Origin of the sequence: Streptomyces sp. NPDC086989, assembly GCF_044745505.1 — a bacterium.
Classification (GTDB): domain Bacteria; phylum Actinomycetota; class Actinomycetes; order Streptomycetales; family Streptomycetaceae; genus Streptomyces.
Genome location: NZ_JBIVAL010000002.1, coordinates 560468 through 573966 on the forward strand (window position 1 = coordinate 560468; position 13499 = coordinate 573966).

Here is a 13499-nt window from a genome sequence, read left to right on the forward strand (position 1 = left end):
ATCCCGGAAGTGTGGGGGCGCTGCAATGGGCGGAACGCAGGCAAGCGGTACTGCAGGAATACGCGGAGGCGGGAACGGCCGCGGTGGTCTCGGCAACGTGCTGTCGGGAATCGCCGTGGCCGTCGGCTTCGTGCTGTTCCTGGGCGCCTTCGTATGGGGGGCGCTCGTCTACCAGCCGTACACGGTGCCGACCGACTCCATGGTCCCGACGGTGCAGCCCGGGGACCGGGTGCTCGCCCAGCGCATCGACGGCGGTGAGGTGCGGCGCGGCGACGTGGTCGTGTTCAACGACGCCATGTGGAGCGACTCGCCCATGGTCAAGCGGGTCGTCGCCGTCGGCGGCGACACCGTCAAGTGCTGCGGCACGGGCGGCACGCTCACCGTGAACGGCAGGGAACTGCAGGAGCCCTACATCGAGCACGGGCAGCCCGGGGCCGCCGGCGCCGGCCAGGGCACGGTCTCGGACACGCCGTTCGAGGTCACGGTGCCCGAGGGCAACCTGTTCCTGCTGGGCGACCGGCGGTTCACGTCGCTGGACTCGCGCGCCCACCTCCAGGAGGCCGGCCAGGGCACCGTCCCCCGCTCGACCGTCCGCGCCCGCGTCGACGCCCTCGCCTGGCCCTCCATGAAGATGATCGACCGCCCCGGTACGTACGCCGCCCTGCCCGGCGGGATCTCGCAGCCGGGGCCGCTGCGCCTCCAGCTGGCCGCGGTGGTCGCCGGAGCCGCCCTGGTGGTCCTGGGAGCCGCGTACGGGCCCCTGACACGCGTCCTGGGGCGCGGGCGGCGACGGGAGCCCGCCGGTGCCCGCTGACACGGCCGGCGCGGCCGGTCCCCGCAAGGTGTCCCGGGTGATCCTGCTGGACCCCGACGACCGGATCCTGCTGCTGCACGGCTTCGAACCGGACGATCCCGCGGACCAGTGGTGGTTCACCCCGGGCGGCGGACTCGAAGCCGGCGAGACCCGGGAGCAGGCGGCGCTGCGGGAGCTCGCCGAGGAGACAGGAATCACAGAGGTCGAACTGGGGCCGGTGCTGTGGCACCGGTACTGCTCCTTCCCGTTCGACGGGCGGCGCTGGGAGCAGGACGAGTGGTACTACCTGGCCCGCACCACCCGGACACGGACCGAGATGGGCGGGCTCACCGAGCTGGAGCGGCGCAGCGTCACCGGTGCCAGGTGGTGGACTTCCGAGGAACTTCTCGCGGCCCGTGAGACGGTGTACCCGACCAGACTCGCCGAGCTGCTCCGTACGCTGCTCGACGACGGTCCTCCGGGTGCGCCGGTGGTCCTGGCCCCGGAAATCGTTTAGGGGCGCAGGGGCCTGGCGCACAATAGGGGGACGCACGGCTGAAGGGGAACATGCCATGAGCGCCGAGGACCTCGAAAAGTACGAGACCGAGATGGAGCTGAAGCTCTATCGCGAGTACCGCGACGTCGTCGGGCTGTTCAAGTACGTGATCGAGACCGAACGCCGTTTCTACCTCACGAACGACTACGAGATGCAGGTGCACTCGGTCCAGGGGGAGGTGTTCTTCGAGGTCACGATGGCCGACGCCTGGGTGTGGGACATGTACCGGCCGGCCCGCTTCGTGAAGCAGGTGCGGGTGCTGACCTTCAAGGACGTGAACATCGAGGAGCTCAACAAGAGCGACCTCGAGCTGCCGGGCAGCTGACGCCCGGCCGCTGCGCCGCCCGCGCGCCCGGCCGCACCCGCTTCCGCCCGCCACCCCGGATTCCCCCTGACGAGTGAGGGGGTTGTCCACAATGCCCCCGCTGTCCACCAAGATCCACAGAGTGGGCGCGGCCACGGGACCGTCGGTGGCGGAGGTGGTGCCCGATGAACGCGCAGGGCGTGGCACGACAGGCATTGGGGCGGTACGGCGAGGAGCTCGCGGCGCGGCGGCTGGCGGAGGCCGGGATGACCGTGATCGCGCGGAACTGGCGATGCCGCAGCGGGGAGATCGACATCGTCGCGCGGGACGGGGACGCCCTCGTCGTGTGCGAGGTCAAAACGCGCCGGGCGGGGGATTTCGAGCACCCCATGGCAGCCGTCCGGCCCGGCAAGGCCGAGCGGCTGCGCCGGCTCGCGGGACGCTGGCTCGCCGACCACGGAGGACCGCCCCCGGGCGGGGTGCGCATCGACCTCGTGGGAGTCCTCCTGCCGCGGCGTGGCGCGCCCGTCGTGGAACACGTCCGGGGGGTGGCGTGATGGGCTTCGCACGAGCCTGCTCGGTGGCCCTCGTGGGCGTCGACGGCGTGGTCGTCGAGGTCCAGGCCGACCTGGAGCCCGGACTCGCCGCCTTCACGCTGGTGGGCCTGCCCGACAAGACCCTGGTCGAGAGCCGGGACCGGGTCCGGGCCGCCGTCGTGAACTCGGGCGCCGCGTGGCCGCAGAAGAAGCTCACCGTCGGGCTCAGCCCGGCCTCCGTCCCGAAATCGGGCGCCGGATTCGACCTGGCCGTCGCGGCCGCCGTCCTGGGCGCCGCCGAGGTGATCGACCCCGCCGCCATCGCCGACCTCGTCCTCGTCGGGGAGCTGGGGCTGGACGGCCGGGTGCGGCCGGTGCGGGGCATCCTGCCCGCGGTCCTCGCCGCGGCCGACGCCGGATACCGCAACGTCGTGGTGCCGCAGCAGTGCGCCGCCGAGGCCATGCTCGTCCCCGACGTCAGCGTGCTCGGCGTGCGCAGCCTGCGGCAGCTGATCGCCGTCCTCACCGACGGGCAGGTCCCCGAGGAGGAGGCACCGGATCCGCCGGGACGGCCGGACCCCATGCTGGCCGGGCTGGTGGTCCCGGGCGCGGGGCTCGGCACCGGGATCTCCCGCGCCCGGCCCGACGGGGACGAGGCCCCGGACATCCCGGACCTCTCCGACGTCGCCGGGCAGCACGGCGCCCGCCGGGCCCTGGAGGTCGCCGCCGCCGGGGGTCACCACCTCTTCCTCAGCGGGCCCCCGGGCGCCGGCAAGACGATGCTGGCCGAGCGGATCCCGTGGATCCTGCCGCCGCTGTCCCGGCAGGACTCCCTGGAGGTCACCGCCGTGCACTCGGTCGCGGGCATCCTGCCGCCCGGCGAACCACTGGTCGCCCGGCCGCCGTACTGCGCGCCCCACCACTCCGCGACCATGCAGTCCCTGGTCGGCGGCGGAGCGGGCGTACCCCGGCCCGGGGCGGTCTCGCTGGCCCACCGCGGCGTGCTGTTCCTGGACGAGGCCGCCGAATTCAGCACCAAGGCGCTGGACGCGCTGCGCCAGCCCCTCGAATCGGGGCACGTGGTCATCGCCCGGGCCGCCGGGGTGGTGCGGCTGCCGGCCAGGTTCCTGATGGTGCTCGCGGCGAATCCCTGCCCGTGCGGGCGCCACACCCTGCTCGGGGCCGGCTGCGAATGCCCGGCCTCGGTGATCCGGCGCTACCAGGCCAGACTGTCCGGGCCCCTGCTGGACCGGGTGGACCTGCGGGTGGAGGCCGAGCCGGTCACCCGCTCCGACCTGCTCGGCCGTGGCAGCCGCGGGGAGGCCACGGTGGCCGTCGCCGACCGGGTCCGCGAGGCCAGGGACCGCACCGCGGCCCGGCTCGCCGACACGCCGTGGCGGCTCAACGCGGAGGTCCCCGGACACGAGCTGCGGACCCGCTGGCAGGCCGCCCCCGGCGCGCTCGCCCAGGCCGAACGGGACCTGGAGCGCGGACTGCTCACCGCCCGCGGGCTCGACCGGGTGCTGCGGGTCGCCTGGACCGTCGCCGACCTGCGAGGCCGGGACCGCCCCGATGCGCTGGACGTGGCCGTCGCCCTCGAACTGCGGACCGGCATCGCACGGGGCGCCGCCCAGGCACTGGGGGCCGCGTCGTGACCGCCGTCCACGGTCCCGGGCGGAGCGAGGACTCCGCCACCGCCGACGCCACCGCCACCGGCACGGCCGACGACGCCGGGCGGGGCGAGGAGGACGGGCCGCCCGACGGGACCGCGCGGGCGGACGGGACGGGGCCCGGCGGCCGGCCCGGGGCCGAGCTGCTGGCACGGGCCGCGCTGAGCCGGGTGCTGGAGCCCGGCGACGAGCACGGCGGGCGGTGGCTGCGCGAACACGGCGCCGTCGGGGTGATACGGCTGCTGACCGGCCCCGAAACCGAGGCGGCGGCCCTGACCGGTGTCGGCGGGCAGCGGCTCGCCGGCTACCGCAGACGGGCCGCGCTCGCCGACCCCCGGCGGGACCTGGCGAGCGCCGCCCGCGACGGCGGCCGCTTCATCTGCCCCGGCTCACCCCACTGGCCGACCCAGCTGGACGACCTCGGCGACGCCCGACCCGTCGGGCTCTGGGTCCGGGGCGGACCGGACCTGCGGACCTGGGCGCTGCGCTCCGTCGCCGTGGTGGGGGCCCGGGCCTGCACCCCGTACGGCGCCCACATGGCCCAGACCCTGGCCGCCGGGCTCGCCGAGCGGGGCTGGGTCGTCGTTTCCGGGGCGGCCTACGGGGTCGACGCCGCGGCCCACCGCGGAGCCCTCGCCTCCGGCGGCGCCACCGCCGCGGTACTCGCCTGCGGGGTGGACACCGCCTACCCCCGCGGCCACGCCGGGCTGCTCGGCCGGATCGCCGCCCAGGGGCTCGTCCTCGGGGAGCTGCCGCCCGGCAGCCACCCCACTCCGAGCCGGTTCGTGCAGCGCAACCGGGTCATCGCCGCACTCACCCGGGGCACCGTGGTGGTGGAGGCCGCCCACCGTAGCGGCTCCCTCGTCACGGCCCGGCGGGCCCAGCAGCTCGGCCGGTTCACCATGGGCGTCCCCGGACCCGCCACCAGCAGCCTCTCGGCCGGGGTGCACGAACTGCTGCGCGGCGAAGCCGTCCTCGTCACGGACGCCGCGGAGGTGGTGGAGCTCGTCGGCACGATGGGCGAGCTGGCCCCCGAGCGGCGCGGACCGGTGCTCGCCCGGGACCTGCTGGACCGGGACACCGCCCGGGTGCTCGAAGCACTGCCGGCCGGCCGCCCCGCGCAGCCGGAGGACATCGCCCTCGCCGCGGGCACCGGCACCGATGAGGTCATCGGCAGACTGTACGAACTTCACTCTCTGGGGTTCGTCGAACGGCAGGGCGATGGCTGGCAGTTGACCACACAATCACCTGAAGGAGGCACACAAACCGGTGGCGCCCGGCGAGGCGGTCGTTGACCTGGGGCGTTCCGGTGAAAGAGTGAAGCCGATGAGAGACGCGGTCTTCCCGCCGGCAGCTGCCGGGACCGAGCGCCAGGCGCCGGTCCCGGGTCGCCCGCGTGAGTCAGGACGCCGCTGCGCCCCCGCGCGATCCCGTACTCTTCGCGCACCGCGACACTTCCGTCACGCTACGCTCCCAAGGAATCCGGCTCCGGCAAAGGCGAAGCATGCCCCAGCACACCTCAGGGTCCGACCGCGCTGCGGTGCCCCCCGCTGCCCGCGGCAGCGTGCGGTCCACCGCGCCCTCGTCCCTGGAGGTGCTCTGGCGCTCGTACAAGGAGAGCGGTGACGAGCGGCTGCGGGAGCAGCTGATCCTCCACTACTCGCCCCTGGTCAAGTACGTGGCCGGCCGGGTCAGCGTGGGCCTGCCGCCCAACGTGGAACAGGCCGACTTCGTCTCCTCCGGGGTCTTCGGGCTGATCGACGCCATCGAGAAGTTCGACATCGACCGGTCCATCAAGTTCGAGACGTACGCGATCACCCGGATCCGCGGCGCGATGATCGACGAGCTGCGCGCCCTGGACTGGATCCCGCGCTCGGTCCGGCAGAAGGCGCGGGCCGTGGAGCGGGCCTACGCCACCCTCGAGGCACAGCTGCGGCGGACCCCGACCGAGCACGAGGTCGCCGCCGAGATGGGCATCGCCGTGGAGGAACTCCACACCGTGTTCAGCCAGTTGTCGCTGGCCAACGTGGTCGCCCTGGAGGAGCTGCTGCACGCCGGCGGTGAGGGCGGCGACCGCCTCTCGCTGATGGACACCCTGGAGGACACCGCCGCCGACGACCCGGTCGAGGTCGCCGAGGACCGCGAGCTGCGCCGGCTCCTGGCCCGGGCCATCAACACCCTGCCCGAACGCGAGAAGACCGTGGTCACGCTCTACTACTACGAAGGCCTCACTCTGGCCGAGATCGGCAACGTCCTCGGCGTCACGGAGAGCCGCGTCAGCCAGATCCACACCAAGTCCGTGCTCCAACTGCGCGCAAAGCTGGCGGATGTGGGCCGGTGAGCTTGCACCGCCTCCGTAGAGTGGACGTGTGCCCAGGATTCGAGCGGCCTCCGTGGCCGAGCACCGGTCGATGCAGCGCGGCGCCCTGCTGGACGCCGCGCGCTCCCTGTTGTCCGAAGGCGGGACGGAAGCGCTGACCTTCCCCGCCCTGGCGGAGCGCACCGGCCTCGCCCGGTCCTCCGTGTACGAGTACTTCCGCTCCCGCGCGGCCGTGGTCGAAGAGCTGTGCGCGGTGGACTTCCCCGTCTGGGCCGCCGAGATCGAGGCGGCCATGGAGCGGGCGCAGTCCCCGGAGGCCAAGGTCGAGGCCTATGTGCGGAGCCAGCTCGGGCTGGTCGGGGACCGGCGCCACCGGGCGGTGGTCGCCATCTCGGCCAGCGAGCTGGACGCGGGGGCGCGCGAGAAGATCCGCGCCGCGCACGGAGGGCTCGTGGCGATGATCGTCGAGGCGCTCGCGGCCCTCGGACACGAGCAGCCCCGGCTCGCCGCGATGCTGCTCCAGGGCGTGGTCGACGCGGCGGTCCGGCGCATCGAGCTCGGCGCCGCCGAGGACCCCTCCGTCGTCACCGAGGCGGCCGTGGCCATGGCCCTCGGGGGCGTACGGGGCTGAAGCCCGCCCCCGGGCCGTCCGGGGCCGAACGGCAGGAGCCTCGGGGCGGGGCGGGGGAGCAGCGTCAGCGGGTTCAGGTACGTGGTCCCGGACAGCAGACCCCAGTGCAGGCACGGGCTCCCGCAGTGCGAGCCCTCCGTGAGGACCGCGACCACCTGGCCCGCCGTGACCTCCTCGCCCTCCGCCACCAGCGGCCGGACCGGCTCGTACGTGGTGCGCAGGCCGCCCGGCAGGGTCAGGGACAGGACTCCGCGGCCGGCCACCGGGCCCGCGAAGTGGACCCGGCCCGGCCCGACCGCCCGGAGTTCCGCGCCCACCGGGGCCGCCAGGTCGACCCCGCGGTGCCCCGCCGCGTACGGGGTCGGGGGCGGATCCCACCAGCGGGCCACCACGAGCGGCGGCGGGAGCGGCCGGGCGCCCGGCGTCCATGCCTGGGCCAGGGTCAGGAGCAGCGTGAGCAGCAGTGTCGTCATGCGCTCCAGGTTGGCGCGCCGTCGCGCAGCGTGAGCGCGCCTGTGGACGGACGGCCCGTTGTGGACAACGGCGTCACCTGGCATACCGCCCGGTCCCGTACACTTCTTACGGCGATCCGGGTCACCGGGTCGACTTCGCACGCCCCAGCACCAGCCGCTCAGGCCGGTTGCAAGCGTCTCTCGGTCCCCTTCGTCGGGGGCAGGGCGCGGTGGGGCGTCAGGAACCAAACCGAGAAACCAAGGAGATGGCCATGGCCGTCGTAACGATGCGGGAGCTGCTGGAGAGCGGCGTCCACTTCGGTCACCAGACCCGTCGCTGGAACCCGAAGATGAAGCGCTTCATCTTCACCGAGCGCAACGGCATCTACATCATCGACCTGCTCCAGTCGCTGTCGTACATCGACCGCGCCTACGAGTTCGTCAAGGAGACCGTCGCCCACGGCGGCTCCATCATGTTCGTCGGTACGAAGAAGCAGGCCCAGGAGGCCATCGCCGAGCAGGCGACGCGCGTCGGCATGCCGTACGTCAACCAGCGCTGGCTGGGTGGCATGCTCACCAACTTCTCCACCGTCTACAAGCGCCTCCAGCGTCTGAAGGAGCTTGAGGCGATCGACTTCGACGACGTCGCCGCGTCGGGTCTCACCAAGAAGGAGCTCCTGGTCCTCTCCCGCGAGAAGACCAAGCTGGAGAAGACCCTCGGTGGTATCCGCGAGATGTCGAAGGTTCCCAGCGCCGTCTGGATCGTCGACACCAAGAAGGAGCACATCGCCGTCGGTGAGGCGCGCAAGCTCCACATCCCGGTCGTCGCGATCCTCGACACCAACTGCGACCCCGACGAGGTCGACTACAAGATCCCGGGCAACGACGACGCGATCCGCTCCGTCACCCTGCTCACCCGCGTGATCGCCGACGCCGTCGCCGAGGGCCTCATCGCCCGCTCTGGCGCTGCGACCGGTGACTCGAAGCCGGGCGAGAAGGCCGCCGCCGAGCCGCTCGCCGAGTGGGAGCGCGACCTCCTCGAGGGCGAGAAGAAGGCCGACGACGCCGAGGCCGCCCCGGCCGAGGCCGCTGCCGAGGCCCCCGCTGCCGAGGCCCCCGCTGCCGAGGCCGCCCCGGCCGCCGACGCCGAGCAGGCCTGACCCACTGAGAGCGCCCGGCGTTCACGCGCCGGGCACTCACAGCACGGACGATGACGGCGGGGGAGCCGCGCCACGAGCGCGGCGCCTCCGCCGTTCACCCGTAGATCTACGACTTCGAGAGAGAATCACAGACTCATGGCGAACTACACCGCCGCTGACGTCAAGAAGCTCCGCGAGCTCACCGGCGCCGGCATGCTGGACTGCAAGAACGCGCTCGTGGACGCCGACGGTGACGTCGAGAAGGCCCAGGAAGCCCTCCGCATCAAGGGCCAGAAGGGCGTCGCCAAGCGCGAGGGCCGTTCTGCCGAGAACGGTGCCGTCGTCTCCCTGATCGCCGACGACAACACCTCCGGTGTCATCGTCGAGCTGAAGTGCGAGACGGACTTCGTCGCCAAGGGCGAGAAGTTCCTGGCCGTCGCCAACGAGCTGGCCGCCCACGTCGCCGCCACCTCCCCGGCCGACATCGAGGCGCTCCTCGCGTCCGAGATCGCGCCCGGCAAGACCGTCACCGCTTTCGTCGACGAGGCCAACGCCAACCTCGGCGAGAAGATCGTCCTGGACCGCTTCGCGCAGTTCACCGGCGGTTACGTGACCTCGTACATGCACCGCACGATGCCCGACCTGCCGTTCCAGATCGGCGTCCTGGTCGAGCTCGACAAGGAGAACGCGGACGTCGCCCGCGGCGTCGCGCAGCACATCGCCGCGTTCGCCCCGCAGTGGCTGTCCGCCGAGGACGTCCCGGCCGAGAAGGTCGAGTCCGAGCGTCGCATCGCCGAAGAGGTCACCCGCGCGGAGGGCAAGCCCGAGGCTGCGATCGCCAAGATCGTCGAGGGTCGCGTCAACGGCTTCTTCAAGGAGGCCACCCTCCTCGGCCAGCCGTACGCGCTGGACAACAAGAAGTCCGTCCAGAAGGTTCTGGACGAGGCCGGTGTCACCCTGAAGCGCTTCGCGCGCATCAAGGTCGGCATCTGAGTCCGTCCGTACACGACGGACACCGGACCCCGGTAGGGTCTGAAGCAGTCGTCCGCGCACGCGCGCAGCGACCGCAGATCTGACGAGGAGGCCATTGCCGTAGAGGGAACCGCGAGGACCCACCGGCAATGGCCTTCTTCGTATGTGCACGAGGAGATCTCCATGAATCAGGGCGTGGACCCCCACACCGCTTCCGACGACAAGAGCGACCACGACAAGAAGGGCCGCCGCTTCATGCTGAAGCTGTCGGGCGAAGCCTTCTCCGGTGGTACAGGGCTGGGCGTCGACCCCGACGTCGTCCATGCCATCGCGCGAGAAATCGGCGCGGTGGTCCGTGGCGGCGCGGAGATCGCCGTCGTGATCGGCGGCGGGAACTTCTTCCGCGGCGCCGAACTCCAGCAGCGCGGCATGGACCGTGCGCGGTCCGACTACATGGGCATGCTGGGCACCGTCATGAACTGCCTCGCCCTCCAGGACTTCCTGGAGAAGGAAGGCATCGACTCCCGTGTGCAGACCGCCATCACCATGGGCCAGGTCGCGGAGCCGTACATCCCGCTGCGTGCCGTGCGGCACCTGGAGAAGGGCCGCGTCGTGATCTTCGGCGCAGGCATGGGCATGCCCTACTTCTCCACCGACACCACGGCCGCCCAGCGCGCCCTGGAGATCGACGCCGAGGCCCTGCTCATGGGCAAGAACGGTGTCGACGGGGTCTACGACTCCGACCCGAAGAAGAACCCCGACGCGGTGAAGTTCGACGCGCTGGAGTACAGCGAGGTGCTGTCCCGCGACCTCAAGGTCGCCGACGCCACCGCCATCACGCTGTGCCGCGACAACAAGCTGCCGATCCTGGTCTTCGAGCTGCTCACCGAGGGCAATATCGCCCGCGCCGTCAAGGGTGAGAAGATCGGCACGCTCGTGAGCGACCAGGGCACCCGGGCCTGAGCGTCCCGACGCCGGGCCCGGCCCCCCGGGCCGAGCCCGCCCCGCCCGCCTGAACCATCCAAATCTGACATGCAGGAGCACGTGGTGATCGAAGAAATCCTCCTCGAGGCCGAGGAGAAGATGGAGAAGGCCGTCGTCGTCGCCAAGGAAGACTTCGCCGCGATCCGCACCGGTCGTGCGCACCCGGCGATGTTCAACAAGATCGTGGCGGACTACTACGGCGCCATCACGCCCATCAACCAGCTCGCGTCCTTCTCGGTGCCCGAGCCGCGCATGGCGATCGTGACCCCCTTCGACAAGAGCGCCCTGCGCAACATCGAGCAGGCCATCCGCGACTCCGACCTGGGCGTCAACCCCAGCAACGACGGCAACATCATCCGGGTGACCTTCCCCGAGCTGACGCAGGACCGCCGCAAGGAGTACATCAAGGTCGCGCGCACCAAGGCCGAGGACTCCAAGGTCTCGATCCGCTCCATCCGCCGCAAGGCGAAGGACGCCCTCGACAAGCTCGTCAAGGACAAGGAGTCCGGCGAGGACGAGGTGCGCCGCGCGGAGAAGGAGCTCGACGACACCACCGCGAAGTACGTCGCGCAGGTGGACGAGCTGCTCAAGCACAAGGAAGCCGAGCTGCTCGAGGTCTGATGAACGACTCTCCCTGGGCCACGGAGCCGGTTCCGGCGGGTCCCGCATACGATGCGCTGGTGGGCCCGCACACTCGGCCCATGCCCATCGTGCCCGATGCCGCCGGCCGTGACTTCGACGACCGGGAAGCACGCGATCGGGGGGCCGCCGCCGACGGCGGCCCCCCGTTCCGCGCCGAGACGCCGACGCAGGAGCCCATGCCCAGCCCCCCGCCCCCGCCCTCGCAGGCACCGCAGGACGCTTCGCCCCCTCCGCAGAAGAAGCGGGCGGGGCGAGACCTGCGTGCCGCCATAGGGGTCGGTGTCGGCCTCGGTGCGGTGATCTTCGCTTCGCTGTTCATCGTCAAGGCGGTCTTCGTCGGCGTCATCGTCGTCGCGGTCGTCGTGGGCCTGTGGGAGCTCACCTCCCGGCTCCAGGAGAAGAAGGGCATCAAGGCACCGCTCGTCCCGCTCGCGGTCGGCGGCGCCGCCATGGTCATCGCCGGATACGTCCGGGGCGCCGAGGGCGCCTGGGTGGCGATGGCCCTGACCGCGCTGGCGGTCCTGGTCTGGCGGATGACCGAACCGCCCGAGGACTACCTCAAGGACGTCACGGCGGGCGTCTTCGCGGCGTTCTACGTGCCCTTCCTGGCCACCTTCGTCGCGATGCTGCTCACCGCGGACGACGGCCCGCAGCGGGTGGTCACGTTCCTGCTCCTGACCGTGGTCAGCGACACCGGGGCCTACGCCGTGGGCTGGCGCTTCGGCAAGCACAAGCTGGCTCCGCGCATCAGCCCCGGCAAGACCCGCGAGGGACTGCTGGGCGCAGTGGCCTTCGCGATGGCGGCGGGCGCGCTGTGCATGGAGTTCCTGATCGACGGGGGCGCCTGGTGGCAGGGCCTGCTGCTCGGTCTCGCCGTCGCGGTCAGCGCCACGCTGGGCGACCTCGGCGAGTCCATGATCAAGCGGGACCTGGGCATCAAGGACATGGGCACGCTGCTGCCGGGCCACGGCGGCATCATGGACCGGCTCGACTCCCTGCTCCCGACCGCCCCGGTGGTGTGGCTGCTGCTCGCGGCCTTCGTCGGAACGGGCTGAGCCGCCCGGGTTATCCTGGAAAGCGCGCCACTGGTGAGTGGCGCGCTTTCCCCGTGTCTGCGGGGATGGACCGTGCGCGGAGGTCGCCCGCCGCTGGTTCGCCAGACTTGAGGAGTACCACTCATGGCCCCCCGTCCTGTTCCGGGAGAGCTCACCTTCGTCGCACCCCGCGGAGCCAAGAAGCCGCCGCGGCACCTTGCCGACCTCACGCCCGAGGAGCGCCGGGAAGCCGTGGCCGCGATCGGTGAGAAGCCGTTCCGCGCCAAGCAGCTCTCGCAGCACTACTTCGCCCGGTACGCGCACGACCCGGCCGAGTGGACCGACATTCCGGCGTCCTCCCGGGAGAAGCTCCGGGAGGAGCTGCTCCCCGAGCTGATGAACGTCATCCGGCACATCTCGTGCGACGACGACACCACCCGCAAGACCCTGTGGAAGCTGCACGACGGCACGCTCGTCGAGTCCGTGCTGATGCGCTACCCCGACCGGGTCACCATGTGCATCTCCTCGCAGGCCGGCTGCGGCATGAACTGCCCGTTCTGCGCCACCGGCCAGGCGGGCCTGGACCGCAACCTGTCGACCGCCGAGATCGTCCACCAGATCGTCGACGGCATGCGCGCGCTGCGCGACGGCGAGGTCCCCGGCGGGCCGGCCCGGCTGTCCAACATCGTCTTCATGGGCATGGGCGAGCCCCTCGCCAACTACAAGCGGGTCGTCGGCGCCATCCGCCGCCTCACCGACCCCGAGCCCGACGGCCTGGGCCTGTCGCAGCGCGGCATCACCGTCTCCACCGTCGGCCTGGTCCCGGCGATGCTGCGGTTCGCCGACGAGGGCTTCAAGTGCCGCCTCGCGGTCTCGCTGCACGCCCCCGACGACGAGCTGCGCGACACGCTCGTCCCCGTGAACACCCGCTGGAAGGTCCGCGAGGTCCTCGACGCGGCCTGGGAGTACGCCGAGAAGTCCGGCCGCCGGATCTCCATCGAGTACGCCCTGATCCGCGACATCAACGACCAGGCCTGGCGCGGTGACCTCCTCGGCCGGCTGCTCAAGGGCAAGCGCGTCCACGTCAACCTGATCCCGCTGAACCCGACGCCCGGCTCCAAGTGGACCGCTTCGCGCCCCGAGGACGAGAAGGCCTTCGTCGAGGCCATCGCCCGCCACGGCGTGCCGGTGACCGTCCGTGACACCCGGGGCCAGGAGATCGACGGTGCCTGCGGCCAGCTCGCCGCGAGCGAGCGGTAGGCTGACACGCGTATATCTGCATACTCATTTCCGACAGGGGAGCGCCACAGCGCTGAGAGTGCGGCCACACGCTTTTCGCGAGCGCGTCGGCCGCAGACCCTCTGAACCTTGCCCAGGTCATTCTGGGTAGGAAGTTCGGTCACCACCTCAAGCTGTTGCGCCCTGCCCGGACGCCCTCCACGAGGGCGTCCGGGCAGGGCCGCGTC

The 13499-nt window shown here is 71.9% G+C and carries 14 protein-coding genes, 1 pseudogene and 1 riboswitch; of the genes and pseudogenes, 14 read left to right on the plus strand and 1 reads right to left on the minus strand.

Translation table 11 applies throughout. The features are described 5' to 3' along the window. The first annotated feature begins 25 nt into the window (after nucleotides 1–25). From lepB to ACIPK4_RS06310, 8 genes are all read left to right on the plus strand, one after another. On the plus strand, nucleotides 26–814 hold the full coding sequence (gene lepB, locus ACIPK4_RS06275) for a signal peptidase I (protein WP_402309596.1): 789 nt from the start codon (nucleotides 26–28) through the stop codon (nucleotides 812–814). Continuing rightward, the gene (locus tag ACIPK4_RS06280; RefSeq protein WP_402309597.1) at nucleotides 804–1310 is read left to right on the plus strand and encodes an NUDIX hydrolase; all 507 of its coding nucleotides are present in this window, start codon (nucleotides 804–806) and stop codon (nucleotides 1308–1310) included. Before lepB ends, ACIPK4_RS06280 begins: the two co-directional genes overlap by 11 nt. Nucleotides 1311–1365: 55 nt before the next feature. Beyond that, entirely contained in the window at nucleotides 1366–1674 is a 309-nt protein-coding gene (locus tag ACIPK4_RS06285) for a DUF2469 domain-containing protein (protein ID WP_006139554.1), read from the plus strand. A gap of 164 nt (nucleotides 1675–1838) precedes the next feature. Continuing rightward, the gene (locus ACIPK4_RS06290; RefSeq protein WP_376198749.1) at nucleotides 1839–2210 is read left to right on the plus strand and encodes a YraN family protein; all 372 of its coding nucleotides are present in this window, start codon (nucleotides 1839–1841) and stop codon (nucleotides 2208–2210) included. Further along, on the plus strand, nucleotides 2210–3844 hold the full coding sequence (locus ACIPK4_RS06295; protein ID WP_402309600.1) for a YifB family Mg chelatase-like AAA ATPase: 1635 nt from the start codon (nucleotides 2210–2212) through the stop codon (nucleotides 3842–3844). The genes ACIPK4_RS06290 and ACIPK4_RS06295 overlap by 1 nt, the downstream gene beginning before the upstream one ends. Further along, entirely contained in the window at nucleotides 3841–5154 is a 1314-nt protein-coding gene (dprA, locus tag ACIPK4_RS06300) for a DNA-processing protein DprA (protein ID WP_402309601.1), read from the plus strand. The genes ACIPK4_RS06295 and dprA overlap by 4 nt, the downstream gene beginning before the upstream one ends. A 209-nt stretch (nucleotides 5155–5363) precedes the next feature. Then, complete coding sequence (whiG, locus tag ACIPK4_RS06305; RefSeq protein WP_054226499.1) at nucleotides 5364–6200, plus strand: RNA polymerase sigma factor WhiG; 837 nt, start codon at nucleotides 5364–5366, stop codon at nucleotides 6198–6200. 52 nt (nucleotides 6201–6252) lie between these two features. Next, entirely contained in the window at nucleotides 6253–6810 is a 558-nt protein-coding gene (locus ACIPK4_RS06310) for a TetR/AcrR family transcriptional regulator (RefSeq protein WP_082410962.1), read from the plus strand. Nucleotides 6811–6938: 128 nt separating this feature from the next. On the opposite strand, the pseudogene ACIPK4_RS06315 reads toward ACIPK4_RS06310, so the two are convergent. Next, nucleotides 6939–7367 (minus strand): annotated as a pseudogene (locus tag ACIPK4_RS06315) (M23 family metallopeptidase); the annotation flags it as partial. A gap of 167 nt (nucleotides 7368–7534) precedes the next feature. Here ACIPK4_RS06315 and rpsB point away from each other — a divergent pair. From rpsB to rlmN, 6 genes are all read left to right on the plus strand, one after another. Further along, nucleotides 7535–8422, plus strand: a complete 888-nt coding sequence (gene rpsB / locus ACIPK4_RS06320) for a 30S ribosomal protein S2 (RefSeq protein WP_402309603.1) — start codon at nucleotides 7535–7537, stop codon at nucleotides 8420–8422. 135 nt (nucleotides 8423–8557) lie between these two features. Continuing rightward, nucleotides 8558–9394 (plus strand): translation elongation factor Ts, encoded by an 837-nt coding sequence (gene tsf / locus ACIPK4_RS06325; protein WP_054226502.1) that lies wholly within the window; start codon nucleotides 8558–8560, stop codon nucleotides 9392–9394. Nucleotides 9395–9556: 162 nt separating this feature from the next. Further along, nucleotides 9557–10336 (plus strand): UMP kinase, encoded by a 780-nt coding sequence (gene pyrH / locus ACIPK4_RS06330; protein WP_054226535.1) that lies wholly within the window; start codon nucleotides 9557–9559, stop codon nucleotides 10334–10336. An 84-nt stretch (nucleotides 10337–10420) separates the two neighbouring features. After that, on the plus strand, nucleotides 10421–10978 hold the full coding sequence (frr, locus tag ACIPK4_RS06335; protein WP_030298420.1) for a ribosome recycling factor: 558 nt from the start codon (nucleotides 10421–10423) through the stop codon (nucleotides 10976–10978). After that, nucleotides 10978–12054 carry a phosphatidate cytidylyltransferase gene (locus ACIPK4_RS06340; protein ID WP_402309604.1) on the plus strand — a complete coding sequence of 359 codons (1077 nt, stop codon included), beginning with the start codon at nucleotides 10978–10980 and terminating at the stop codon, nucleotides 12052–12054. The genes frr and ACIPK4_RS06340 overlap by 1 nt, the downstream gene beginning before the upstream one ends. Before the next feature lie 123 nt (nucleotides 12055–12177). Next, nucleotides 12178–13293: a 23S rRNA (adenine(2503)-C(2))-methyltransferase RlmN gene (rlmN, locus tag ACIPK4_RS06345; protein ID WP_054226504.1), complete on the plus strand. Its 1116-nt coding sequence runs from the start codon at nucleotides 12178–12180 to the stop codon at nucleotides 13291–13293. Nucleotides 13294–13318: 25 nt separating this feature from the next. After that, nucleotides 13319–13444, plus strand: a riboswitch (TPP riboswitch). Nucleotides 13445–13499 lie beyond the last annotated feature (55 nt).